General features: G+C 65.4%; 23 protein-coding genes. 5 read left to right on the top strand and 18 right to left on the bottom strand.

Annotation, left to right across the window (positions count from 1 at the left end):
• The 9 genes from AC1ROB_RS16320 to AC1ROB_RS16360 all read right to left on the bottom strand — a co-directional run bounded on the left by AC1ROB_RS16320 (window position 1) and on the right by AC1ROB_RS16360 (window position 10,901).
• Window positions 1-1,341 carry a M16 family metallopeptidase gene (locus AC1ROB_RS16320; RefSeq protein WP_492970067.1) on the bottom strand — a complete coding sequence of 447 codons (1,341 nt, stop codon included), beginning with the start codon at window positions 1,339-1,341 and terminating at the stop codon, window positions 1-3.
• Window positions 1,342-1,350: 9 nt separating this feature from the next.
• Window positions 1,351-2,691, bottom strand: coding sequence for a M16 family metallopeptidase (locus tag AC1ROB_RS16325; protein WP_492970066.1), 1,341 nt, complete (start codon window positions 2,689-2,691; stop codon window positions 1,351-1,353).
• A gap of 13 nt (window positions 2,692-2,704) precedes the next feature.
• Window positions 2,705-3,340 (bottom strand): DUF3035 domain-containing protein, encoded by a 636-nt coding sequence (locus tag AC1ROB_RS16330; protein WP_492970065.1) that lies wholly within the window; start codon window positions 3,338-3,340, stop codon window positions 2,705-2,707.
• Window positions 3,341-3,445: 105 nt separating this feature from the next.
• Window positions 3,446-5,380, bottom strand: a complete 1,935-nt coding sequence (locus tag AC1ROB_RS16335) for a PAS domain-containing sensor histidine kinase (protein ID WP_492970064.1) — start codon at window positions 5,378-5,380, stop codon at window positions 3,446-3,448.
• A 216-nt stretch (window positions 5,381-5,596) separates the two neighbouring features.
• The gene (gene lspA, locus AC1ROB_RS16340) at window positions 5,597-6,088 is read right to left on the bottom strand and encodes a signal peptidase II (RefSeq protein WP_492970063.1); all 492 of its coding nucleotides are present in this window, start codon (window positions 6,086-6,088) and stop codon (window positions 5,597-5,599) included.
• A complete protein-coding gene (gene ileS, locus AC1ROB_RS16345) occupies window positions 6,088-8,916 on the bottom strand; it encodes an isoleucine--tRNA ligase (protein WP_492970062.1) in 2,829 nt (942 codons plus the stop codon). The genes lspA and ileS overlap by 1 nt, the downstream gene beginning before the upstream one ends.
• A 208-nt stretch (window positions 8,917-9,124) precedes the next feature.
• Window positions 9,125-9,508 carry a VOC family protein gene (locus tag AC1ROB_RS16350; protein WP_492970061.1) on the bottom strand — a complete coding sequence of 128 codons (384 nt, stop codon included), beginning with the start codon at window positions 9,506-9,508 and terminating at the stop codon, window positions 9,125-9,127.
• Between the two features lie 2 nt (window positions 9,509-9,510).
• Window positions 9,511-10,428 (bottom strand): bifunctional riboflavin kinase/FAD synthetase, encoded by a 918-nt coding sequence (locus tag AC1ROB_RS16355; RefSeq protein ID WP_492970060.1) that lies wholly within the window; start codon window positions 10,426-10,428, stop codon window positions 9,511-9,513.
• Between the two features lie 35 nt (window positions 10,429-10,463).
• Window positions 10,464-10,901, bottom strand: coding sequence for a MaoC family dehydratase (locus AC1ROB_RS16360; protein WP_492970059.1), 438 nt, complete (start codon window positions 10,899-10,901; stop codon window positions 10,464-10,466).
• A gap of 143 nt (window positions 10,902-11,044) precedes the next feature.
• Between AC1ROB_RS16360 and AC1ROB_RS16365 the strand changes: the two genes are divergently transcribed.
• Complete coding sequence (locus tag AC1ROB_RS16365) at window positions 11,045-11,854, top strand: HAD-IIB family hydrolase (protein WP_492970058.1); 810 nt, start codon at window positions 11,045-11,047, stop codon at window positions 11,852-11,854.
• On the opposite strand, the gene AC1ROB_RS16370 is transcribed toward AC1ROB_RS16365, so the two are convergent.
• On the bottom strand, window positions 11,851-13,008 hold the full coding sequence (locus AC1ROB_RS16370; protein ID WP_492970057.1) for an EAL domain-containing protein: 1,158 nt from the start codon (window positions 13,006-13,008) through the stop codon (window positions 11,851-11,853). The two genes, AC1ROB_RS16365 and AC1ROB_RS16370, sit on opposite strands and share 4 nt — an antisense overlap.
• A gap of 106 nt (window positions 13,009-13,114) precedes the next feature.
• Here AC1ROB_RS16370 and AC1ROB_RS16375 point away from each other — a divergent pair, with 106 nt between their 5' ends.
• Window positions 13,115-13,786, top strand: coding sequence for a glutathione peroxidase (locus AC1ROB_RS16375; protein WP_492970056.1), 672 nt, complete (start codon window positions 13,115-13,117; stop codon window positions 13,784-13,786).
• A gap of 39 nt (window positions 13,787-13,825) precedes the next feature.
• Window positions 13,826-14,695, top strand: coding sequence for a 23S rRNA (adenine(2030)-N(6))-methyltransferase RlmJ (locus AC1ROB_RS16380; protein WP_492970055.1), 870 nt, complete (start codon window positions 13,826-13,828; stop codon window positions 14,693-14,695).
• Window positions 14,696-14,706: 11 nt separating this feature from the next.
• Here AC1ROB_RS16380 and AC1ROB_RS16385 read toward each other — a convergent pair whose 3' ends face one another.
• Window positions 14,707-15,207, bottom strand: a complete 501-nt coding sequence (locus tag AC1ROB_RS16385) for a nuclear transport factor 2 family protein (RefSeq protein ID WP_492970054.1) — start codon at window positions 15,205-15,207, stop codon at window positions 14,707-14,709.
• Between the two features lie 128 nt (window positions 15,208-15,335).
• Here AC1ROB_RS16385 and AC1ROB_RS16390 point away from each other — a divergent pair, with 128 nt between their 5' ends.
• On the top strand, window positions 15,336-15,836 hold the full coding sequence (locus tag AC1ROB_RS16390; RefSeq protein ID WP_492970053.1) for a low molecular weight protein-tyrosine-phosphatase: 501 nt from the start codon (window positions 15,336-15,338) through the stop codon (window positions 15,834-15,836).
• A gap of 80 nt (window positions 15,837-15,916) precedes the next feature.
• Window positions 15,917-16,129 (top strand): hypothetical protein, encoded by a 213-nt coding sequence (locus tag AC1ROB_RS16395; RefSeq protein WP_492970052.1) that lies wholly within the window; start codon window positions 15,917-15,919, stop codon window positions 16,127-16,129.
• A gap of 3 nt (window positions 16,130-16,132) precedes the next feature.
• Here the strand turns inward: AC1ROB_RS16395 and glcF are convergent, their stop codons facing one another.
• The 7 genes from glcF to AC1ROB_RS16430 all read right to left on the bottom strand — a co-directional run bounded on the left by glcF (window position 16,133) and on the right by AC1ROB_RS16430 (window position 24,011).
• Window positions 16,133-17,422 (bottom strand): glycolate oxidase subunit GlcF, encoded by a 1,290-nt coding sequence (gene glcF / locus AC1ROB_RS16400; protein WP_492970051.1) that lies wholly within the window; start codon window positions 17,420-17,422, stop codon window positions 16,133-16,135.
• 2 nt (window positions 17,423-17,424) lie between these two features.
• Window positions 17,425-18,651, bottom strand: a complete 1,227-nt coding sequence (gene glcE, locus AC1ROB_RS16405; protein WP_492970050.1) for a glycolate oxidase subunit GlcE — start codon at window positions 18,649-18,651, stop codon at window positions 17,425-17,427.
• A 4-nt stretch (window positions 18,652-18,655) separates the two neighbouring features.
• Window positions 18,656-20,143 carry an FAD-linked oxidase C-terminal domain-containing protein gene (locus AC1ROB_RS16410; RefSeq protein ID WP_492970049.1) on the bottom strand — a complete coding sequence of 496 codons (1,488 nt, stop codon included), beginning with the start codon at window positions 20,141-20,143 and terminating at the stop codon, window positions 18,656-18,658.
• A 13-nt stretch (window positions 20,144-20,156) separates the two neighbouring features.
• A complete protein-coding gene (locus tag AC1ROB_RS16415; protein ID WP_492970048.1) occupies window positions 20,157-20,891 on the bottom strand; it encodes a FadR/GntR family transcriptional regulator in 735 nt (244 codons plus the stop codon).
• 146 nt (window positions 20,892-21,037) lie between these two features.
• Window positions 21,038-21,163, bottom strand: a complete 126-nt coding sequence (gene ykgO / locus AC1ROB_RS16420) for a type B 50S ribosomal protein L36 (RefSeq protein WP_324220155.1) — start codon at window positions 21,161-21,163, stop codon at window positions 21,038-21,040.
• 131 nt (window positions 21,164-21,294) lie between these two features.
• Complete coding sequence (locus tag AC1ROB_RS16425) at window positions 21,295-23,379, bottom strand: methyl-accepting chemotaxis protein (RefSeq protein ID WP_492970047.1); 2,085 nt, start codon at window positions 23,377-23,379, stop codon at window positions 21,295-21,297.
• A gap of 221 nt (window positions 23,380-23,600) precedes the next feature.
• Window positions 23,601-24,011 (bottom strand): response regulator, encoded by a 411-nt coding sequence (locus AC1ROB_RS16430; RefSeq protein WP_492970046.1) that lies wholly within the window; start codon window positions 24,009-24,011, stop codon window positions 23,601-23,603.
• Window positions 24,012-24,019: the final 8 nt, after the last annotated feature.

Below are 24,019 nucleotides of genomic sequence, written 5' to 3' on the forward strand. Positions count from 1 at the left end.
TCAGCCACCCTGCTTTGGCGTTTCCAGGCCAGCCGGCTGTCCCACCACCACGATCAGATACTCATTGCGGGCGAACAGGCGCTGCGCCACGCGACGGACGTCATCCTGGGTGATGGCTTTGATCAGGTTGGGATAGGCATCAATGTAATCGGGGCCGAGGCCGGTATTCTGCATCGCCACCAGCATGCCGGCGATAGCGGCATTGGAGCTGAGCCGCAGCGGGAAAGATCCGGTCATGAAGGATTTGGCCGAAGCCAGTTCGGCATCGCTGACGCCGTCTTTGGCCACCTTGGCCAGTTCGGCGCGCACCAGCCTGAGCGCATCGCCAACCTGGGCATTGCTGGTGGCCAGCGACCCCGACAGCAACGCCGAGGCCTTGTAGGGCGTGAGCTGGGTGCCGACCGAATAGACCAGGCCGCGCTTCTCGCGCACCTCCTCGAACAGCCGCGACGTCATGCCGCCGCCGCCGATCACCTGATTCAGCACGGTGGCGGCGTACCAGTCGGCATCTTCGCGCGCGATGCCGGGCGCACCCAGCAGCACAATGCTCTGCGGATTGGGGAACGGAATCACGACGGGCGTTGCCGCGGTCTGCGGCACCACCGTGGCCGGCAGCACCACCTGCGGTTCCGCCGGCAGGCTGCCAAAGGTCTGGTCCACCAGGCGCGCCAGCTCCTGCGGCGTGATATCGCCGACCGCGCCGATCACCAGATTGCTGCGGGCCAGCAGGCTACGGGCGAAGCCGGCCAGCTCCGGCCGGTTGATCCGCGTCAGGCTTTCGGTGGAGGGCGATGAGCGGCGGCCATAGGGATGGTCGCCATAAGCAAGCTGGGAAAACCGCTCGCCGGCCAGCGCGTTCGGGCTCTGCCGGCTGCGTTCGTAGGCGACGCGCGCCTGGGCCTTGCTGCGGCTGAGCGGCTCGTCGTCGAAACGCGGCGCGGTCATGCTGAGCTTCAGCAGCTCAAAAGCACGCTCGCGATGCTGGATGAGCGTGCGCAGGCTGACGCTGGTGTAGTCGCGGTCGGCACTGAAATCGATGCTGATCGCCTTTTCCTGCAAGGCCTCCTGAAACGCATCGGTGTCCAGATTGCCGGCGCCCTCGGTGAGCAGGCCGGTGGCAAGGCTGGCCAGCCCTTCCTGCCCGGCCGGATCGCTGGACGAACCGCCGCGCCAGGCCGCCTGCAGACCCAGCATCGGGATTGCCGGTTCCTGTACCAGCCAGACCGAGATGCCCAGCGGTGTTTTGATCTGCTCGATCTTCGGGCCGGCCCAGGCGGCGGTCGCGGCGCAGACCAGTGCAAGCCCGAGCGCGAAGCCACGGAAGGAAGACAGCATCGCCATTCCGGGTTCCTAACCTTGCTTGGGTAGCAGATGGCCGGTCACCGACCGGCGCAGATCGAAGACATAGCGCGCAGCCGCCAGCACCTGCTCGGCGGTGACCGCATCGACCAGACGCGGCCAGGCTTCGACATCCTCTACCGTCAATCCGCTGGTCAGCGCCGCGCCGAAGGTGCGCGCCGCGCCCGACAGGCTGTCGCGGGCGAAAACGGTTTCCGCCTGCATCACGGTCTTGGCGAGCTGCAGTTCTTCGGCCGTGACGCCCCGGGCCAGCACGGCGGCAATTACCTCATCCAGCGCGGTCTCAACCTCTTCCAGCTTGCGGCCCGGCTTGGGCGAGGCGCTGAAACCGAAGGTGGCGGGATCGAGCGAGAGCGAGGAATACCAGGCGCCGGCCGAAACCGCCGGCCCTTCGCCCTGCACCATCGCCTTGTAAAGCCGGCCGGTCGCCGCATTCAGGATTTCCGACAGCACCGACAGCGGCAGGGCATGCTGCTTTTCGCCGGCACTGCGCGTCGGCGCCAGATAGGTGCGGCGCATGGATGGCTGCGACACGCGTGCGTCGCTCATGCTCAGGCGGCGCGCCGCCAGCTGCTGCGGCTCCTGCGGCCGGAACCGCGCCGGGATCGGCCGCATCGGGATCAGGCCGTAATATTTCTCGGCCAGGCGCTTCAGCTCCGGCAGCGTCACATCGCCGGCCACGATCAGGATGGCGTTATTGGGGGCATACCAGGTGCGATAGAAACTCATCGCATCCTCCAGCGTCAGGCGCTGGATTTCCTGCGGCCAGCCAATCACCGGGCGGCCATAGGGATGGCTGAGATACTGGGCGGCATCCAGCTGCTCGCCGAACAGCGCGCCGGGATTGTTGTCGGTGCGGCTCAGGCGCTCTTCCATCACGACCTGCAATTCAGGTTTCGCGTCGGCCGCGCGCGGCTGCAACTGGTTCATGCGCTCGGATTCCATGCGCATCACCAGTTCCAGGCGGTCCTTGGCGATGGTCTGGAAATAGCCGGTATAGTCCGACGAGGTGAAGGCGTTGTCGCGGCCGCCCTCGCGCGCCACGATCTTGGAGAACTCCGCCGGCGGTACGCTCGGCGTGCCCTTGAACATCAGGTGTTCGAGATAATGCGCCACGCCGGAAACGCCGGGCTGCTCGTCGGCGGCGCCAACCTTGTACCAGACCATGTGATGCACGATGGGCGCGCGGTGATCCTCGATCAGAATCACCTGCATGCCATTTTCCAGCACCAGCTGGCTGGGGCGAAAGACCTGGGCTCGGCTGTCGCCGCCCCATCCTGCTGCGCCTGCAATCAGTGCGGCGGACAGGGCAACAATCAGGCGATGCAGCAACGCGGTCTCCGTATCAGAAAATACCCTCGAGCGGGCCGCGCTCACGGCGCTTGATCAGCGGCACGTCACCGGCTGTGGTCGGCTTGCCCGTCGCGGCATTCTCGCGCAGGCGCTGGGTTTCCTTGGCCGGATCCAGCGGTGTGCCCGGCTGTTCGGCCGACTGCCAGAAGATCAGGCGGTCGACCAAGCGGCGGTCGCGTTCGGCCAGCTGGGTGAATTCGTCATTCACCTTGCGGCGGATATCGGGATCGGCATTGCTGGCCTTGGCCTGCTGCAGCAGGGCGGACTCACCGGCCGAGCGCGGCTGCTGCGCCACGGCGACGCGGTTCATCGGCGTCAACTGACCGGCAGCATCGGTGCTGGTGCCCGACAGGGCGGCGGCAGCCCGATCGCGGGCCGGCACTTCCTGGGGCCGCGGGGCGCCCGGCTCGGGCGGCCGCAGGCCGAATTCGGGCGGCAGGACCAGAGGCGCCTTGGTGACCACGACAAATTCGTCCGGGGTTTTCTTGTTCAGACCCAGCGCATCGCGGGCACCGCTGCAGCCCCCCAGGATGAAGGGGAGCGCCAGCACGGCCCAGGCGAGCGACGGACGGCCCATCGCGGGGCGGCCCATCGACGGGCGGCAGCCGGCCTTGTTCGGTCGACGCATGGCGGAACGATCCTTCTCAGTAACGGAGCGGGGGATTTTACCCTTGCCCAAGCCCTCCGCACAAGGGCGGCCGGAGCTTGGCAAACCGGCAAAAACACCGGGGCGTCAGCCGCCGATGACCATATCCGGCGGCAGACGAATCGTGGCCACCGTACCGGCTTCCTCGCGGCTGTTGATCCGCAGGGTGCCGCCATGCAGTTCGACGAATTTGCGGCTGATCGCCAGCCCCAGGCCGGTGCCCTCGCTGCGGCGGCGGATATTGGGGTCGCCCTGCCAGAACGGCTCGAAAATCCGCGACAGGTCTTCGGCGCGGATACCCACGCCGGTATCGCGTACGGTGATCTCCACGCCGCCATCGGGCAGCCGTCCGCCGCCGACCTCGACCTGACCGCCGGCGGGGGTGAACTTGATCGCATTCGACAGCAGGTTCAGCATCACCTGCTTGATGGCGCGCGCGTCGATCCGCACCGCCGGCATCTCGTCGGGGAAGACATCGAGCAGATCGATCTCCGCCTCCTGGGCCCGCCCCTTCACGATGGTCAGGCAGTCGCCGATCACATTGGGCAGCGCGCTGGTCTCCAGCGACAGCTCGTAGCGCCCGGCCTCGATCTTCGACATATCCAGGATGTCGTTGATGACATGCAGCAGATGCCGGGCGCTCATCACGATGTCTTCGGCATAGTCGAAATAGCGGTCCGAATTGGCGCCCCACATGCGCAGCGTGATGACTTCCGCAAAGCCGATGATGGCATTGAGCGGCGTGCGCAGCTCATGGCTCATATTGGCGAGGAATTCCGACTTGGCGCGATTGGCGGCAATGGCATGTTCGCGCTCGCGCGCATAGGACGCCGCCAGCCGCTCCAGATCCTCGGCCTGGGCCCGCAGCCGGCCATTGGCCTCGTCCAGGGCCTTTTCCGCCTGCTTGCGCTCGCTGATATCCAGCGTGATGGAGAGAATGCCGCTGGGCTCGCCATTGCTCTTGTGCAGCGGCACCTTGTTTTCCAGCATGGTCAGGATCCGGCCATCGGCCAGCCGCAGGCTGCGTTCGCGATTCAGCACGGGGAGTCCGCTGGACAGCACCGCCTCTTCCATCGCCCGGCCGAAGCTCACGAAGTCCTCGCGATCCTCCGCCGCAATGCCGCCCAGCGGCAGATCGTCGATACGCTTGCCGATGATCTCGTCCGGTTCCAGGTCGAAGGTCTCCGCGACCTGGCGGTTGACCAGCAAATACCGACCATCGATATCCTTGACGCTGATCGGCGCCGGCGTGGCATCCAGCACGGTGCGCAACAGTTCGCGGCTGCGCTCCACCTCGGCCAGGTATTCGCCGCCGGCGCGCAGGATTTCGTTCACCCGCTCGGCCAGCAGGCCGAATTCGTCATCCGCATGATTCTTCGGCACGGTGATGCGGGTTTCGTCGGGCCGGCGCGGATCGGCCTTGCCCAGCTGGGCCACCAGATTGAGCAGCGGCCGCGTCAGCGTGAAATAGAACAGCACGGCCAGGATCAGCGCCAGCACGAAGTTGCGTACGAAACCGGTGAGCACGACCACCCAGGTTCTTTCCAGCACGCTGCGCGCCAGCAGGGTGCCATCGACCGCCACCCGCATCTCGCCCACCAGGTCCTGGTCGCGCGGGCCGTACAGCGGGCGGACCACCACTTCATCGGTGCTGGGCAGCATGGTGGCCAGGCCGCTGGGCGGGGTGACGCTGTGAGCGCGCTCCTGCATCGCCATGCGGCGGCCGTAGTTGTCGTAGATTTCGGCCCGCCAGATCGGCTTGTAGAGCAGCAGGCCGCTGACCACACGGGCCGCCAGCTGCTCGTCCAGCGCATAGGCGGCCTGGGACGCGGCATCGTTCAGCATGTCCATCACCTGGGTGACGGTCGCCTCACGCTGCTCGACTTCGTTGCGAATATCGAGCACCAGCTGGAACAGGCTGGACAGGAAACCAAGCAGCAGGGTGGCGATCACCGTCGCCTTGACCTGCTTGGCGGAAAGCTGATGACGGACAGCGGACAGCCGCCGGGAGGATGAGGTCATGCTGCGCCTGCCGGCCGGCCGGCACGTCGCTGAACCAGACGGCGCGCTCTGTCGTTCCGCTTTTCCAACCGGTTATTCCGTTCGGATACTCGCCGCGCCCGAAGCATCCTGCCTCTCGTGGAACTCGCCCCCAAGGGTGAATGCTGCCACCATTCTTTGACCGGCGCAACGAATCGCCGGAACATATATTGAAGGTAGTGTTTTCGGTTCTGCGACTTATTCGCCGTGAGGTCTTTCGGACCGCGGCAGGACCGTATCGAGCAGCAGCAGCCCCACGCCCACCACAATGGCGCAATCGGCGACATTAAAGGCGGGCCAATGCCAGCCGAAGGCATGGAAATCGAGGAAATCGAAAACCGCGCCGAACCGTATGCGGTCGATAATGTTGCCGATGGCGCCGCCGATGATGCCGCCGAGTGCCAGTGCCGTCAGCCGGTACTCGGCCCGCCACAGCCAGATCGCCAGCCAGACCAGAACGGCAACCGCAACGGCGATCAGGGTCCAGCTGCGCAGGGCGCTGTCTTCGCGAAACAGGCCGAAGCTGACGCCGGTATTCCAGACCATGACCAGGTTGAAGAACGGCGTCATCCTGATCCCGGCCGGATTCTGCTGCATCAGATCGAGGAAATAGACCTTGCTGAGCTGGTCGGAAACCAGCACCAGCACAGCCGCGATCAGGCCAAGCCGCACGGCCATCGGGCGGCTCATCACGACAGGGCCTCGCTGCAGCGCTTGCACAGATCGTCATGGCCCGGCACATGACCGACTTCCGGCAGCACCTGCCAGCAGCGCTCGCATTTCAGGCCCGAGGCCTGCTGCGGCACCACGGCAACGCCCTTCACATCCTCGCTGCGGAAGGCTTCGGCCGGACCGTCGCCCTCACGCAATGTGATGCCCGAGGTGATACAGATCTCGGCGAAGTCGAGGCCATCGAGGGCCGCGATATCCTCGGCCGTCGCATAGACCACCGGATGGGCCTGTAGGCTGGCGCCGATACGCTTTTCCGCACGCTCGATCTCGATGGCGCCGGTAACAGCGCGGCGCACCCGACGCACGCGCTCCCACTTCGCGCCCAAATCGGCATTCAGCCATTCGGCCGGCACCGCAGGGAAGAGTTCGCGATGCACGCTGCCGTCTTCCGACGGATAGCGCGTCAGCCAGGCCTCTTCGGCGGTGAAGCTGATGAAGGGCGCCAGCCATTTCACCAGGCAGTCGAACATGCTGTCCAGCACGGTGCGGGCGGCACGACGGCGGATGCTGGTCGTCGCGTCGCAGTAGAGTGCATCCTTGCGGATGTCGAAATAGAAGCCCGACAGGTCGACTGCGCAGAAATTATACAGCGCCACATACATGCGGTGGAAATCGTAAGCTTCGCAGCTTTCGCGCACCACCGTGTCCAGCTCGGCCAGGCGATGCAGCACCCAGCGCTCCAGGTCCGGCATCTGGGCATGCGGCAGCCGCTCGGATTCATCGAAACCGGCCAGGTTGCCGAGCAGATAGCGCAGCGTGTTGCGCAGGCGGCGATAGGCATCCGACTGGGCCTGGATGATGGTCTTGCCGACGCTCAGATCGTCGGAGTAATCCGACGACACCACCCACAGGCGCAGGATGTCGGCGCCCGACTGCTTGATGACGTCCTGCGGCTCGGTCGTGTTGCCGAGCGACTTGGACATCTTGCGGCCCTTCTCGTCCAGCGTGAAGCCGTGCGTAAGAACCGCATCGTAGGGCGCGCGGCCACGGGTACCGCAGCTTTCCAGCAGGGAGGAATGGAACCAGCCGCGATGCTGGTCCGAACCTTCCAGATACAGCGAGGCCGGCCATTTCAGGTCGGGGCGCTGTTCCAGCACGAAGCTGTGCGTCGAGCCGGAATCGAACCAGACATCGAGAATGTCGGTCACCATCTTCCAGTCGGACGGATTGTACTGGTTGCCCAGGAAGTCGGCCGGCTTGGCGGTGAACCAGGCATCGGCGCCGCCCTTCAGGCAGGCTTCCACGATGCGCTCGTTGACCTCTGGGTCCTTCAGCAGCTCGCCGGTTTCCCGGTTCTCGAACACGGCAATTGGCACGCCCCAGGCGCGCTGACGGCTGATCACCCAGTCCGGGCGCTGCTCGATCATGGCATAAAGACGGTTGCGTCCGCCGGCCGGATAGAATTGGGTCGCGTCGATGGCGGCCAGCGCCTTCTTGCGCAGGTCGTTGGTGGTCATCGAGATGAACCACTGCGGCGTGTTGCGGAAGATCAGCGGCGCCTTCGAGCGCCAGGAATGCGGATACTGGTGGCGCAGACGGCCCTTGCCCAGCAGCGCGCCGGCTTCGATCATCACCGCGATGACGCGGCCATTGGCGTCGCCATCCTTGCCGGTATCGTCCAGCACGCGGGCCGGATGATCGCCGCCGAAGACCGGCACGTGATGGAAGTAACGGCCATCGGCATCCACCGTATGCGGCACTTCAATGCCGTTGGCGGTGCCGAGATTGTAGTCGTCGGCGCCATGACCCGGCGCGATATGCACAAAGCCGGTGCCGGCATCCATGGTGACGAAATCGCCATGCAGGACAGGCACATTGAATTCATAGCCCTGGCCGCGTAGCGGATGGGCGCAGATCGTGCCGAGCAGGTCGGCGCCGGTCAGGCTGGTCAGTTCAGTGAACGCTTCAATGGCGCAGGCCTTGGCGATGCCTTCGACCAGGTCTTTTGCGACGATCACCTCGTCGCCCACCTTGGCCAGCGACTTCTCTGCAATCGCATCGATGCGCAGCCGCACATAGGCCGCGTCCTTGCTCATGGCGATGGCGCGGTTGCCGGGCATGGTCCAGGGCGTGGTGGTCCAGATCACGATGGATGCGCCCTCGACCGCCTTGGTCGAAGCCTTCACCACCGGGAACTTGACGAAGATGGTGGACGAGGTGTGCTCGTGATACTCGACTTCCGCCTCGGCCAGCGCCGTGCGCTCGACGATCGACCACATCACCGGCTTCGAACCCTTGAACAGGCCGCCGTTCATCAGGAATTTCTGGATCTCGCGCACGATCTGGGCTTCGGCTGCGAAGCTCATGGTCGTGTAGGGATTCTTCCAGTCGCCGATCACGCCCAGCCGCTTGAATTCCTCGCGCTGGATGCCGATCCAGTGTTCGGCGAAATCGCGGCATTCCTTGCGGAACTCGTCGATCGGCACGTCGTCCTTGTTCTTGCCGGCGTTGCGGTACTTTTCCTCGATCTTCCATTCGATCGGCAGGCCGTGGCAGTCCCAGCCCGGTACGTAATTGGCGTCGAAGCCCATCATCTGCCGCGAGCGGTTGATGACGTCTTTCAGGATCTTGTTCAGCGCGTGGCCGATATGCAGGTTGCCGTTGGCATAGGGCGGGCCGTCATGCAGCACGAACTGCTCGCGGCCTTTCGAGTCCTTGCGGAGCTGCTCGTAGAGGCCGAGCTTTTCCCAGCGGGCGAGGATTTCCGGTTCCTTGGCCGGCAGACCGGCCTTCATCGGAAAATCGGTGGTGGGCAGGAATACGGTCGGGCGATAGTCGGTGGTCATGGCTCAACTCGGGTAACGCGCCGCGGGCGCGGTGGCCGGCGCGAATTTTAAGGAAAAAGTCGAGAGAATCCCGGGCCTTAGATAAGGACCGGGCCGCTAATTCGCGGCCGCCGCAGCGCGCGGGATATGGCAAATTGCCCAAGCATGGCGATGGTTTAGCATTTGGGCCGGGGACTGTCGAGATGGCCGCCCGACGCCGGCCCGATGGTCAGCGGTGAACCACCGCCTCGATCCGGTTGCCCGCAGGGTCGCGCACGAAGGCGGCAAAATAGCTTGGATGGTAATGGTGACGCAGGCCGGGCGCACCGTCATCGCTGCCGCCATGCCGCAGGGCCGCCACATGGAACGCCTCGACCGCGGCGCGGTCCACAGCCTTGAAACACCAGTGCCGACGCGGATCAGGTCGCATCTCGGCAGACTCATAAATCGAAATGTAACTGCGCTCGGGCACCATCCCGTCAGCACGCAGGCCATAGCCGCGTGCATCGGCCCGGGCGTAGACCAGCGGATAATCCAACGCCTGCATCACGGCATCGTAGAAGCCGGCCACGGCGGCGATATCTGGCACCGTGATCGAAACATGATCCAGCATGGTCAGCGCAACATTGCCCTCGCCGCTGCCACATCGGCGGCGATCTGGCGCTTCAGCGGTTCCGGGCCTTCATATTTCATCTCGGGCCGCAGGAAGTCGTGGAATTCGACCCGCATGGACTGGCCGTAAAGGTCGCCACTGAAATCGAACAGATAGACTTCCAGCTTCACATCGGTCTGATCGAAAGTGGGACGGATGCCGAGACTGGCGACGCCATTATGGGTCTCGCCAGCAACAACCGCACGCACGGCATAGATGCCGAATTTCGGCACCTGGAAATCGGTCATGGCCACATTGGCGGTGGGATAGCCGAGTTCGCGGCCCCGCTTGTCGCCATGCTCCACGGTGCCGATGATTTCCCATGGCCGGCCGAGAATGCGGTTGGCGCCAGCCACATCGCCAGCTTCCAGCAGGCGACGCACGCGGGTGGAAGAATAGGTCTCGCCATCGCCCTGCGCGGATACCACCGTGACGCCGATATGATGCGTGGCGCCGAGTTCGCGCAGCATGTCGGTATTGCCGGCCCGTGCCTTGCCGAAGGTGAAATCGTAGCCGACCACCACATGGCTGAGGCGCAGATCGCGCGCCAGGATATGGTCGACGAAATCCTGCGGCGACTGGCCGGCCAGTTCGGCCGTGAACGGCAGCGCCAGCGTCGCCTTGACGCCGAGGTCATTGAGTATCCGCGCCTTGGTCTCCAGGGCGTCGAGCCGGAAGGGCGGCGAGGATGGCACGAAGAAGCGGCGCGGATGCGGCTCGAAGGTCATCACCGCCAGCGGCTTTTGCGTGCGCTCGGCCTCGGCCTTCGCCGCAGCAATCAGCGCACGGTGGCCCAGATGCACGCCGTCGAAATTGCCGATGGCCGCCACGGCGCCATGAAGCGCGGGCGGGAAACTGGCGCTGGAACGAAGAAGACGCATGCTGGCCGTGAATCCCGGGGAAAGTCCCGGCGCCGTTACCTGGCCTTGCGGGAGACCATCATGGTGGCGGCGCCGTCGATCACCACAGTATCGCCTACCCGGCATTCGCAGGCAAAGGTCACACGGCGCTTCTCAGGAATGATTTCGCTGACCGTCACCCGGGCCACCACGGTGTCGTCGATGCGCACCGGCGCCTTGAAGCGCAGATCCTGCGAAACATAGATGCAGCCCGGACCTGGCAGCTTGGTGCCCAGCACCGTGCTGATCAGGCTGGCGCCCAGCATGCCATGGGCAATCCGCCCCTTGAACGGCGTGGCGGCGGCGAAGACCTCATCCATATGCACCGGGTTGGTGTCGCCCGAGACATCGGCGAAAGCGACGATGTCGGCCTCGCTCACCGTCTTGGTGAATTCTGCCGTCATGCCGACCTGCAGGTCTTCTAGGTAATAGCCGTGCAAGGCCTGATAGGTCATGGCGGGTCCTTTATGGGCGCCAATATCGGCGCGTGAGCGGGCGGTTGACGGACTTTTTTGTGGCGGCGACTATAACCGCCCCTTCGCAGGCCGGGCAACCCGCCCGTTCGCACCTGCAGCATAGACATTTGTATATCAGACCAATGGTAGATATCCGTCCGCTGACCACGTTTTCCGCAGCCCAACGCAGCGGCATCAAATATGTGCTGACCGATATCGACGACACCCTGACCAGCCATGGCCGGCTGACGGCGGCAGCGTATACGGCGCTGGAGCGGCTGAGCGAGGCGGGCTTTCTGGTTATTCCGATCACCGGCCGGCCGGCCGGCTGGTGCGACCTGATCGCGCGTTTCTGGCCGGTGGATGCCATCGTCGGCGAAAACGGCGCGCTGACCATGCGCTACGACCGGACGAAGAAGCTGATGCACCGCCGCTTCTTCCAGACCGATACCGAACGCCGGGCGGCACGGCTGAAGCTGGATGCGCTGGCCGAAACGATTCTGCGCGAGGTGCCGGGCACGGCGCTGGCCTCCGACCAGCAGTATCGCGAATGCGACCTCGCCATCGATTTCTGCGAGGACGTGGCCCCGCTGCCGATGGCCGAGGTCGACCGTATCGTTGCGCTGTTCGAGACGGCCGGCGCCACCGCGAAGGTCAGTTCGATTCATGTCAACGGCTGGTTCGGTCATTGGGACAAGCTCACCATGACGCGCGTGCTGTTCGAAGAAGCTTATGGCCTGCAGCTGGACGCCGTGCGTGACCAGATCGTGTTCGCCGGCGACAGCCCGAACGATGCGCCGATGTTCGGCTATTTTCCCTACAGCGTCGGCGTGGCCAATGTGCGGCCGTTTCTGGACCGGATTGCGGCGAAGCCGGCTTTCGTCACGGAGGGTGAAGGCGGTAGCGGCTTTGTCGAACTGGCCGACGCCCTGATCGCGGCGAAAGGCGCCTAGGCGGCCTTGGCCAGTTTCGGCGCGCCGAACAGCAGGCCCTGACCGAGCGGGAATTCCAGGTCGCTGAGCTTCAGCAGATCGGCTTCCGATTCCACCTTCGACAGCACCGGCAGCATATTGCTGCGCTCGCAGATTTCGCGCAGGTCGGCGAGATCGACTGGCGACTTCGAGATCGCGCCGATATCGCTGAACACGGCGGCATTGAACTTCAGAAAGCGCACGCCATGGCGCGCCAGCTGGGCGAAATCGACGTCGAAGCGGTCGATGCCGTCGACCGACAGCGCAAAGCCCAGCCCGGCAATCTGGCCCAGCCGGTAAAGCCCGGTGCGATCCAGCGCCCGGACGCCCTCATAGGCGAATTCCAGCACGATATTGGCGGCGTGTTCGCGTTCGCGCTGCAGGAATTCGAACAGCGGATTGAAGGTCTCGATCTGCGCCAGCATCGCCGGCGACAGGTTGAGGAAAAAGCCGACATCCTTGGCGCGCTGTTCCAGCTTGCGCACCATCTGCACGCCGCGCAGCAGCATCAGGGCATCGAATTCGGCGCGCAGGCCGGCGGCTTCCAGCGCCGGAATGCAATCGGCGGCCTGATAGGCCTTGCCGTCGGCATCGCGCGGGCGCGCCAGCAGTTCGAAGAAGCGGATGCGTCGCTGCGGCAGGCTGACGATCGGCTGCACATGCAGTTCGACGCGGTTGTTGTTCAGGGCATCGCGCACCGCATCCAGCAGCGTGCCGTCATCGGCCGGCTCGGGGATACTCAGCGGCGCAATCGTCAGTCGCGGCTCGGCGCGGCCGCCTTCATTGGCGACAGGCCGCAGCACCGGCGCCGCCGGCACAACGACACTGATCGGCGTGGCAGGCGGCGCAGCCGAGAGGGAGGGAGAAACGGCCGGCATGGCTTCCGCCGGATGCAGGCCGGCATCGGTCAGACGCACAACCTCTTCCGACAGGGCATCGATCTCGGCAATCAGGCGCTGCTGAATACGGCGGCGCATCCACATCTCGCGCAGCGCCCAGAAACCCATCAGCAGCGTCAGCGCCACCAGGGCCGGATGCTCGCCGCTCAGGCCGGGCACCAGACGCGTCAGCGACACGCCGCCAACCAGGGCGGTCAGCGACAGCGCGGCGAAGGTGAGCAGTCCGGTCAGCGACATGTCTTCGGGCCTCGGAGGGCAAAGCGGAACGGGCCGAATTGGCTCTGGCCCGCCGATATATCAACGCTATAGTTAGGCCTGAGTTGCGTTAATGGAGGATGAATCCATGGCTGCCCCCGACCGGGACGAAGGGAATCAAGGTCTTGCCGCACGACAGGCGGCCCGCCTGCCCCTGCGCCGCCGCCTGATCGGCGGCCTGCTGTCGCTGCCCTGGATCGCCGCCGGCCTGACCCTGCTGTGGCCCGATCCCGGCGTCCTGGCGCAAAGCAAAACCCGAGGGAGCACCGGCATGAGCGCCTATGATTTCACTTTCACCGGCATCGACGGCAAGCCGCTGCCGATGACGCAGTTCAAGGGCAAGGTGGTGCTGCTGGTCAACACCGCCTCGCAATGCGGCTTCACCCCGCAATATGCCGAACTCGAAACGCTGTACAAAACCTATCGTGACAGGGGCCTGGTGGTGCTGGGGGTGCCGTCGAACGATTTCGGCGGCCAGGAGCCCGGCACGGCGGCGCAGATCAAGGATTTCTGCGAGGTGAATTTCGACATCGATTTCCCGATGACCGACAAGCAGGCGGTGATCGGCCCCGGCGCGCATCCGCTGTATCAGTGGATCGGCAAGGAACTGGGCGAAGGTGCCCTGCCGAAATGGAATTTCCACAAATACCTGATCGCCGCCGATGGCAGCCTGGCCGAAGTCTTCCCCACCCCGGTCAAGCCGACCGACCCCAAGGTGACCAAGGCCATCGAAGCCGCGCTGCAGAAAGCGAAAGTCTGACGGTTCTTTTACCGGCAGATATGCCGTAAAGCTGCCGCCATGAACTACCGCCACGCCTTTCATGCCGGCAATTTCGGGGACGTGCTCAAGCATGTCGTGCTGCTGGAACTGCTCGATGCCTTCCACCGCAAGGCCAGCCCGGTGCATCTGCTCGACAGCCATGCCGGCATCGGCCTGTACGACCTCGCCGCCTCGGAAGCCCAGCGCAGCGGCGAATATCGCTTCGGCATTGGCGCCGTGCTGTCCGATCCCGCCGCCGGCAAGCTGCTGCCGCGCTACAGCGCCGCGCTGAAGCGCCTCAATCCCGAGCTGCAGTCGGGCGGCAGCGGCCTGCGGATCTATCCCGGTTCGCCCTGGCTGCTGGCGCAGAGCCTGCGCGACGACGACCGGCTGACGCTGTGCGAACTGCATCCGCAGGATGCCGAAATCCTGAAGGCCGCCATAGCCGATGAATTCGGTCATGACCGCCGCATCCAGATCCAGCATCGCGACGGCTTCGCCGGGCTGAAGGCGCTGACGCCGCCGACGCCGCGCCGCGGTCTGGCGCTGATCGATCCGGCCTTCGAGGGCAAGGACGAATTCGAGATCCTGACCAAGGCCGTGCTGAACACGCATCAGCGCTGGACCACCGGTCAGCTTGCCGTCTGGTATCCGATCAAGGAGCAGCGCAGCATCGAGCGCTGGAAGACCGACCTGGCCAAAGAGCTGAAAAGCGAAACCGTCTGCGTCGAACTGACCGTGCGCCCGGCCAAGGACGCCGCCCAGATGAGCGGCAGCGGCCTCATCATCGTCAATCCGCCCTGGCAACTGGCGCAGACCCTGCAGCCGATGCTGGATTTCCTGAAAAGCCGCCTGATCCGCGAAACCGGCGGCGGTGCCCGCATCCAGACGCTGGTGAAGGGCGACTAGCAGTCCCTGGACTAGTGGATGGTCCCCGACGACGGATCATCATCGTCGTCGTCCTCATCATCCTCGTCCAGATCGTCATCCTCGTCGCCGATATCGTCATCGGGATCGGGATCGTCGTTGCTGGCGCCACCCGGCGGCGGCGTCGCCACCGGCCCGGCCTGGTGATGACTCAGCTTCCAGCCCTTGCCCTCGCGCACGAAGATGTTGGAGGCGATCAGATACTGGTCCTCCACCCGCTCGAAGCACAGCACCAACGCCACATCGCCCCACAGCGTGACGCGCGGCGCCATCATCTGCAGCGCCGGCTGCGACGGATTGGCCAGGATGCGGCGCCAGCCTTCCAGCACGGCGTCGCGGCCGGTCAGCGGCGGCCAGCCCGGATGGATGCAGCAGATCGGCGCCGCCTTGGCCCACAGGCCGGCCATGGCGTCGTTGTCGCGGTTGGCAAAGGCGCGGTAGAAGGCGGCATTGGCCTCCAGCAGCGCGGTTTCGTCATCGGGCGGCTTGCTCATTGCCACCCAGTTTAGAATGAGCCGCCCCCGGACGGTAGTGTCCCTTGCGGCCAGTATCTTGCAGCCTGGCTTGCCGAATGCTTCCCTGCCCGCCGACGTCACCCCTGAACGCCCGAGCCGGAACCGCCATGGCGCATGATTTTTCCATCCTGATGGTCTGTACCGGCAACATCTGCCGCTCGCCCACCGCCGACGGCCTGCTGCGCCACCGGCTGCGCGATGCCGGCCTGGGCGACCGCGTGCTGGTCGACAGCGCCGGCACCCATGACTACCACATCGGCGACCCGCCCGATCCGCGCAGCACCGCCACGGCGCGCGGCTATGGCATCGACCTGAGCCTGCTGCGCGCCCGCCAGGTGACGGCCGATGACTTCGCCGGCTTCGATCTGATCCTGGCTATGGATGAAGGTCACCACAGCCAGTTGCACCGGCTCTGCCCGCCGCCATACAGGGACAAGGTGAAACTCTACCTCTCCTATGCGCCGCAATTCGGTCGCATCGTGCCCGATCCCTATTACGGCGGCCCCGACGGTTTCGAGACGGTATGGCGCATGTGCGAGGCAGTCACCACGGCGTTACTGGCGGAAATCCGCACCCGGATCGATACCGGAAGAAACACCGCAAGCTGATGATCGAAAAGTAACATTCTCAGTTGCAGGCTTTTGCCTTATATCTCCGGCGTTACAATCGAATACCAGGGAATGCCGCCATGCGTGTTGTCTTGAGTCTTGCTCTTCTGCTTGCCGCCACGCCGGTTCTTCCGGTGTTCGCACAGAGCAATCCCGTCGCCGTGGCGCAGGAGGCCTGCATGCGCGAGCTTCGCGCCAGCCTCAAGGCCGGTCAAAAACTGACCGACCAGCAGCGCATGGTCGCCGAGGAACAGTGCCGCGCCCGCGCCGAAGCGGCGCAGCCCCGGAAGTAAACCTCAGCCTTTTATGGCGTCCGGTCTGGGCCCGCCCGTGGCCCAGTCGAGCAGTTGCACCGTGTGCAGCACCGGCACATCGATGCCGCTCGATATCTGTACCAGACAGCCGATATTCCCCGCCGCCACCGCATCGGGCGACACGCTGCGGATATTCTTCACCTTGCGATCCCGCAGCTGCCCCGCAATCTCGGGCTGCAGCAGGTTGTAGGTGCCGGCCGAGCCGCAGCACAGATGCGCTTCCGGCACATCGCGCACGGTGAAACCGGCCTGGCTCAGCAGCTGTTTCGGCAGGCCGGTGATCTTCTGCCCGTGCTGCAGCGAACAGGCGCTGTGATAGGCGATGGTCAGGGCCGTCGCGCTGCCGTCAGGCTTGATGCCCAGGGTGGTCAGCACCTCGGTCACATCCTGGACCAGCGTCGCAACCTTTGCAGCCTTCTCCGCCCAGACCGCATCGCTGCGCAGCATGAAGCCGTAATCCTTGATCGTCGTGCCGCAGCCGGACGCATTGATCACGATGGCATCCAGGCCATTCGCCTCGGCCTCGTCGTGCCAGGCGGCAATATTCGCCTTGGCCATGGCATGGGCATCATGCTCGCGGCCCATATGATGCGGCAGCGAGCCGCAGCAGCCTGCGCCGGCCGCGACCACCACCTCGCAGCCATGCCGCGTCAGCAGGCGGATGGTGGCGTCGTTGATCGCGGGATCGAGCACGCGCTGGGCACAGCCGGTCAGCAGCGCCACCCGCATGCGGCGCTCGCCTTCCGCCTGGAACACCTGCGGCTTGTCGCGCTCCGACGGCACCGGCAGCGTCTTCGGCGCCAGCGCCACCATCGCCTTCAGCCGGGCCGGCAGCAGGAAGCGGAACAGTTTCCCGACCTGCGCCAGACGCAGCGACAGGCGGAACAGGGTCGGATTGGGCAGCACGCGCGCCAGCACGCCGCGCAGGACCCGGTCCACGAACGGCCGCTTGTAGGTCTGCTCGATATGGGCGCGGGCATGATCGACCAGATGCATGTAATGCACGCTGCTCGGGCAGGTGGTCATGCAGGACAGACAGCTCAAGCACCGGTCGACATGACGCACGGTCTCTTCCGTGGCCGCCTGCCCGCCCTCTAACATTTGTTTGATCAGATAGATGCGGCCGCGCGGGCTGTCGCGTTCGTCGCCGAGCAGCACATAGGTGGGACAGGTGGCGGTGCAGAAGCCGCAATGCACGCATTTGCGCAGGATGTCGTTGGACGCGGCAATGCCCGGATCGGCAAGCTGGGCGATGGAGAAGGAGGTTTGCATCGTCAGGCCCCCGCGACCATGCGGCCGGGATTGAGAATGTTTTTCGGGTCGAAGCTGTCCTTCACCCGGCGATTGAGCGCGGCCAGCGCTTCGGCCTGCGGCTGGAACACGTCCTGCGCCGCCCGCACGCCGGCTTCGGCGCGGATCAGCGTGGCATGGCCGCCATGCTGGGCGACGATCCGGCGCACCAGCGCCGCATGGGCATCCGTTGCCGGCGGCAGGGTGAGCCAGACCAGGCCGCCGGCCCAGTCGAAGAAGAACTGCGCCGCCGGTTCGGCCGCCGCGATCTCGGCCGTTACCCTTGCACCGTCCAGCGGCGCCACCGACAGCCGCCACAGCACGCGTTCCTGCGGCAGCACAAAGCAGGCCACATCGCGAAGCTCGCGCCACAGCCAGGCCGAGTTCATCGAATGCAGTTCTTCCAGGCCGCCGAAGGGCTGCAGCAGCTCGCGCAGGGCGGCGCAGCGCGCCGTCACCGAAATATCCGTGCCTTCGACGCGGATCGCCGTCACGCTCCGGCCGGCCTGCGCCACATAGCCCACGCCCGACCGCGCGGCGATGCCGGCCGGCAGATGGGCCAGACCGGAGACTTCATGGGGCGAAGCCGCCGCCGTCGCCATCACCTGTGCGGCTTTGGCGTCGTCCAGGCCCAGCACCAGCACGGTGCGGGTCTTCTCCGGCGCCGGCAGCACCTTCAGGGTCACCTCCGTGAGCGCCGCCAGGGTGCCATAAGCGCCGCAGACCAGTTTCGGCAGGTCGTAGCCGGTGACGTTCTTCACCACCTTGGCGCCGGCCTTGAAGATTTCGCCGCGACCGGAAACGGCCGCGAAACCGAGCAGATGGTCGCGCACCGCACCGGCCTTGAAGCGGCGCGGACCGGCAAGATTGCAGCCGATCATGCCGCCGATGGTGCCCCGTCCGGCCGGGCCGCCCCAGAGCGGGCCGAGATCCGGCGGCTCGAAGGCGAGCATCTGGTTGCGCGCGCCGAGCAGCTTTTCCACATCGCTGACCAGCGTGCCGGGCCGGAGCGTCAGCACCAGCTCCGCCGGTTCGTAATCCAGGATGCCGCTCAGGCGGCTCAAGTCGAGCGCATAGGCGCTCTGCGCCGGACGACCGAGGCCGTGCTTGCTGCGATGGCCCTGCAGCTCCAGCGGCTTGCTCTCGGCAACGGCCCAGCGGATCACATCCACCACATCGGTGGTACTGGCAGGAATGAAGGTCTCAGGCATCGGCTTAGAATCTCGGCAGATCGGGGAAAGCAAGCTGGCCCTTATGCACATGCATGCGGCCGAGTTCGGCGCAGCGGTGCAGCACAGGGAAGACCTTGCCCGGATTGAGGCGGTGATTGGGATCGAAGGCGCATTTGACCCGCATCTGCTGCGCCAGGTCGTCCTCGGTGAACATCGCCGGCATCAGGTCGCGCTTTTCCACACCCACGCCATGCTCGCCGGTCAGCACGCCGCCGACCTCGACGCAGAGCCGCAGGATATCGGCGCCGAAATCCTCGGCGCGCTGCAGCTCGCCGGGATTGTTGGCATCGTAGAGGATCAGCGGATGCAGGTTGCCATCCCCGGCATGAAACACATTGGCCACCCGCAGGCCATATTTCTCCGACAACAGGCCCATGCGGGTCAGCACCTCGGGCAGCTTCTTGCGCGGGATGGTGCCGTCCATGCAGAGGTAATCCGGCGAGATGCGGCCGACGGCAGGAAATGCCGCCTTGCGCCCGGCCCAGAAGGCGACGCGCTCGTCTTCGCTCTGCGAGACGCGGCAGCTCACCGAGCCGCAGGCTTCGGCAATCGCGCGCACGCGGGCCAGAAGATCGTCCACCTCGGCGGGCGGACCATCCAGCTCGATGATCAGCAGGGCCTCGACGTCCCGGGGATAGCCCGCATGCACGAAATCCTCCGCCGCATGAATCGCCGGGCGGTCCATCATCTCCATGCCGCCGGGGATGATGCCGTTGGCGATGATCTTCGCCACGCAGTCGCCGGCGGACTCCGATGTCGGGAAACCGGCCAGCACGGCGCGCTGGGTGGTCGGCTTGGGCAGGATCCGCACGATGACTTCGGTGATGACGCCAAGCAGCCCTTCCGAACCGCAGATGATGCCCATCAGATCATAGCCTTCGGAATCGAGATGCTTGCCGCCGAGGCGAATGATGTCGCCGTTCATCAGCACCATCTCGAGGCCGAGGATGTTGTTGGTGGTCAGGCCGTATTTCAGGCAATGCACGCCGCCGGAATTCTCGGCCACATTGCCGCCGATGGTGCAGGCGATCTGGCTGCTGGGATCCGGTGCATAATAGAAACCGCGATGCTCGACCGCACGGGTGATGCCCAGATTGGTGACGCCGGGCTGCACGACGGCACAGCGGTTGTCCCAGTCGATATCGAGCACCTTGTTGAACTTGCCCAGGCCGAGCAGCACACCATCGGCCAGCGGCAGCGCGCCGCCCGACAGCGACGTGCCGGCACCGCGCGGCACCACCTTCACATTGCGCGCATTGCACACCTTCAGCACCTCGGCCACCTGCTGCGTGTTGCTGGGCAACACGGCCACCATCGGCAGCTGGCGATAGGCGGTGAGGCCATCGCATTCGAAGGCGCGGAGCGATGTTTCATCCACGATCACGCCCTCGCCCGGCACGATGCGGCGCAGGTCGGCGATCAGCGCCAGGCGCTGGGCGAGAATATCGGTTTCCGGTGTCGGCATCAGCATGGGGCGCCTCCGGTCAGGATGTCGGTCGGGCAGCCGCATAGCGCGCAGCCGCAGCGGCGATATGACTGCGGGCGGCATCGCCCGCCGCCGTCGCATCGCCAGCGACGATGGCATCCAGCAGCCGGCGATGTTCGGCCTGGGATGCCGCTGCCGCACCGGCCGTGCGGGCCGCCGGCCGCCAGGTGAGTGCGCGGGTGGCCGAGAAATGCTGGGCCAGGAAGGTGGCGAACTGCGCCAGATAGGGATTTTGCGCCGCCGCCGCCACGGCGGCATGGAAGCTGTCATCGCTGGCGGCGCCGGACTCGTCGTTGGCCTGCAGCGCCGCTTCCATGCCGGCATAGGCGGCGCGCAGGGCGGCGATGTCCTGGCTGCTGCGGCGGCTGGCGGCAAATTCCGCCATGCCGGCCTCGATCACGCTGCGCAGCTCGAAGACATGCAGCAAGTCCTGCGCCGTCAGCAGGCCCGGTGGCGCAATGCGAAAATTGGCCAGACCCGGATTGAGCGCCACAAAGGCACCAGCGCCCTGACGCGTCTCGACAAAGCCATCCGTCTTCAGCCGGGCGATCGCCTCGCGCACCACGGCGCGGCTGACGGCAAAGCGCTCGACCAGTTGTTTCTCGGTCGGCAGGCGGTCGCCGGGCCGGAAATCCCCCGCACGGATAGACTCAGACAGCCGTCCGGCCAGCATGGCACTGAGGCCGGTGCTGCGGGGCAGGTCGGAGACGGCGGGATCGCTGGACAAGGCCATGGGGACTCGGGGCGCAAATTTGTCTGACAAGCTGACAACTTGTCAGAACCGCCGCCCCCGTCAAGTCCAAAGAACGGGGCAGGCGCAAAGCAAAAGGCCCGGCTGTTTCCAGCCGGGCCTTTTAAAACATCAGCAATGCGAGGGGCTTAGCCCTGGCGCGCCTTAAACCGCGGGTTGGTCTTGTTGATCACATAGACCCGGCCCTTGCGGCGGATGACGCGGCAATCGCGATGGCGAGTCTTGGCCGACTTGAGCGAATTGACGACTTTCATGACACCCTCAAAACCAACAAAAAACCAGGCGCAGCGCTTTGCCCGCCCGGCGGAAAAGTGGGCCGGACCATACCGGGGGGTCCCCCACCTGTCAACCGGAAACCCCGCCGGAAAATCCGGCCCTTAACCCCTTAGAATTCCTGCCAGTCCTCGTCCGTGGCGGCCTTGGCCGCCGGCGCTGCGGCCACGACCTGCGGCGCCGGCCTGGCCGGACTCGCCGCGGGCTTGGATACAGGCTTTGCCGCCGGCTTCGTGGCGGGGGCCGATGCCACCACCACCGGCCGGCTGGCCACGATCGGGGCCTCGCTGCCGGTCTTGAAGAAGCTGACCAGTTCGGCCAGCTGATGCGCCAGGTTGTTCAGGGCCTGGGCCGCCGCGGTGGTCTCTTCCACCAGGGCGGCGTTGCGCTGGGTGATCTCGTCCATCTGGCCCACGGCGGTGTTGATCTGGTCGAGGCCGGTGGCCTGCTCGCGGCTGGCGGCGGCAATCTCGGCCACGATATCCGACACCTTCTTGATGGCGCCGACGATCTCGGTCAGCGAGCCGCCGGTCTGGTTCACCAGAGTGGCGCCGGTCTTCACCTGCGCGTTCGATTCCGAGATCAGACCCTTGATGTCCTTGCTGGCATTGGCCGAGCGTTGCGCCAGCGCACGCACTTCCTGCGCCACCACGGCAAAACCCTTGCCGGCCTCGCCGGCACGCGCGGCTTCCACCGAGGCATTGAGCGCCAGCAGGTTGGTCTGGAAGGCGATCTCGTCGATCAGGCCGATGATGTCGCTGATCTTCTGCGCACTCGCCTCGATCTGCGTCACCGCGGTCACCGCATTCGACACCACGGTGCCGCCACGCTCTGCCGTGTCGCGCGCCGCGGTGCCAAGCTGGTTGGCGGCCTGGGCATTATCGGCGTTCTGCCGCACGGTGGTGGTGATCTCGTGCATCGAGGCGGCGGTCTCTTCGATGCTGGCCGCCTGGCTTTCCGTGCGGCTGGCCAGATCCTGGCTGCCGCTGGAAATCTCGTTGGCGGCGCCCTTCACCGACTGCGCCGTCTTCGAGAGGTTCATGGCGAACTCGCGCAGGCGCGACGCCATGGTATTGGCGCTTTCCTTCAGCTGGCCGAAAACGCCGCGATATTCGCCCTTCACCGATTTGGTCAGGTCGCCGCCGGACATGGCGCCCATCACATCGGCCATCTCGCCGGCCATGGTCTGCAGCGTCGCGGCCAGGCGGTTCAGCTCCTGGCTGGTGGAAAGGAAGAAGCCGTCCTTGCCGGCTTCGCTGATGCGGCCGTTCAGATCGCCTTCCGCCACCTTGTTCACCAGGATGGCGATTTCCTCGCCGGCGGCCTTTTCGCGGGCCTCGCGCTGGCTGCGCTGCTCCTCGGCGATGCGGCGCTGCTCGGCGATATCGGCCTCGGCCTGTTCGCGGGCGATCATGTTGTCCTTGAACACCTGCACGGCCTTGGCCATTTCGCCGATCTCGTCCTTGCGCTCGCTGCCGGTGACGGCGACGCCGGTGTTGCCCTCAGCCAGGGTGTTCATCACGCCGGTGATGCGGCTGATCGGCCGGGTCAGCGTGGCGATGACGATATACAGCGCCAGCAGCACGGAAACCGCGATGGCGGCGACCGTGATGGTAATCAGCAGCGGCCGCTGCGTGTTGTAGAATTGCGTTAGGTTATTGTTGACCTCGATCACGCGCTGGGCATTGCGCTGCGTGATCGCCTCGACGGCACGGTTGAGCGCCTGGCGGTTGGCACGGTTGGCATCGTTGTCGCCGAATTCGCGCGCCTGGCCCGGGGCGCCTTCGATGCCGAGCCGCGCCAGCTCGCGGCGGAACTGCACGAACTGGCCGACCACGGCCAGGAACTGCTTGGCTTCGTCGCTGCTGGCGGCCTGCGGGCCAATCAGCGCGGTCCAGTCCTTGACCAGGGCCTCGATCTCGCCGGTGAATTTCACGATGCCGGCGGAATAGGGCCGCGCCGCCGCCGCATCCGACATGTAGACGCCGCGCGAGTCCATCACCACGGCATAGACCAGCGCATTGAGCCGCTCGCCATACTGGGTCTGCTTGGCAATGTTCTCCATCACATTGGTCTGCTGCTCGAACCGATCGAGCGAAACAACCCCCATAGTCCCCACGGCAGCGGCTGCGATGGCCAGCAACGCAACGACAGCGAGTACACGCGGACCGATTTTGAGATTGGATGCGAGCGACATGGCAGTTTCCCCACCGAATATTCCGATTGTGTGACGCTCTGGCGTACCACAAGGTTTTGATCTGGCGGGGTTAATTTTCACACACCCAGGCTCACGCCTGCGATATTCATTATACATACCACTTTGTACAACCGCTGTATGCTCGCATAAGTTTAAATCGGCCCTGCCCGGAACCGGCCGAACAGGGTCTCCATCGTGCAGCCGGCGTCAGCCAGCCCGCGCTACAGCGCGCCGATTTTTTTCAGAACACTGTCCACGCGCTGCTGAAGCAGGACGGGCGAGACCGGTTTGGCCAGATAACCGTCTGCACCGGTCTTCTTGGCCGCCAGCACGGTTTCCTGCTGGATGTCGGCGGTCAGGAAAATCACCGGCGTCTGCGAGAGCGACGGGTTGGCCAGCGCGCGCAGCTTGGCCAGGAAGTCGAGTCCGCCCATCGGCTCCATATGGATGTCGCACACCACCACGGTGGGGCGCGTGCGCAGGACCTCGTTGAAACCGTCCTCGCCATTCTCCGCTTCGTCGACACGGTCGAAGCCGAGCTGGCGCAGCATGCCGCAGATGGTCAGCCGCGTATGCTTCTCGTCCTCGACGACCAGAATCCGCGACTTGGCGTAAACCGTTTTCTTGTCCACCGCACTCT

It is taken from the genome of Ferrovibrio sp. GW821-FHT12F09 (assembly GCF_058806775.1).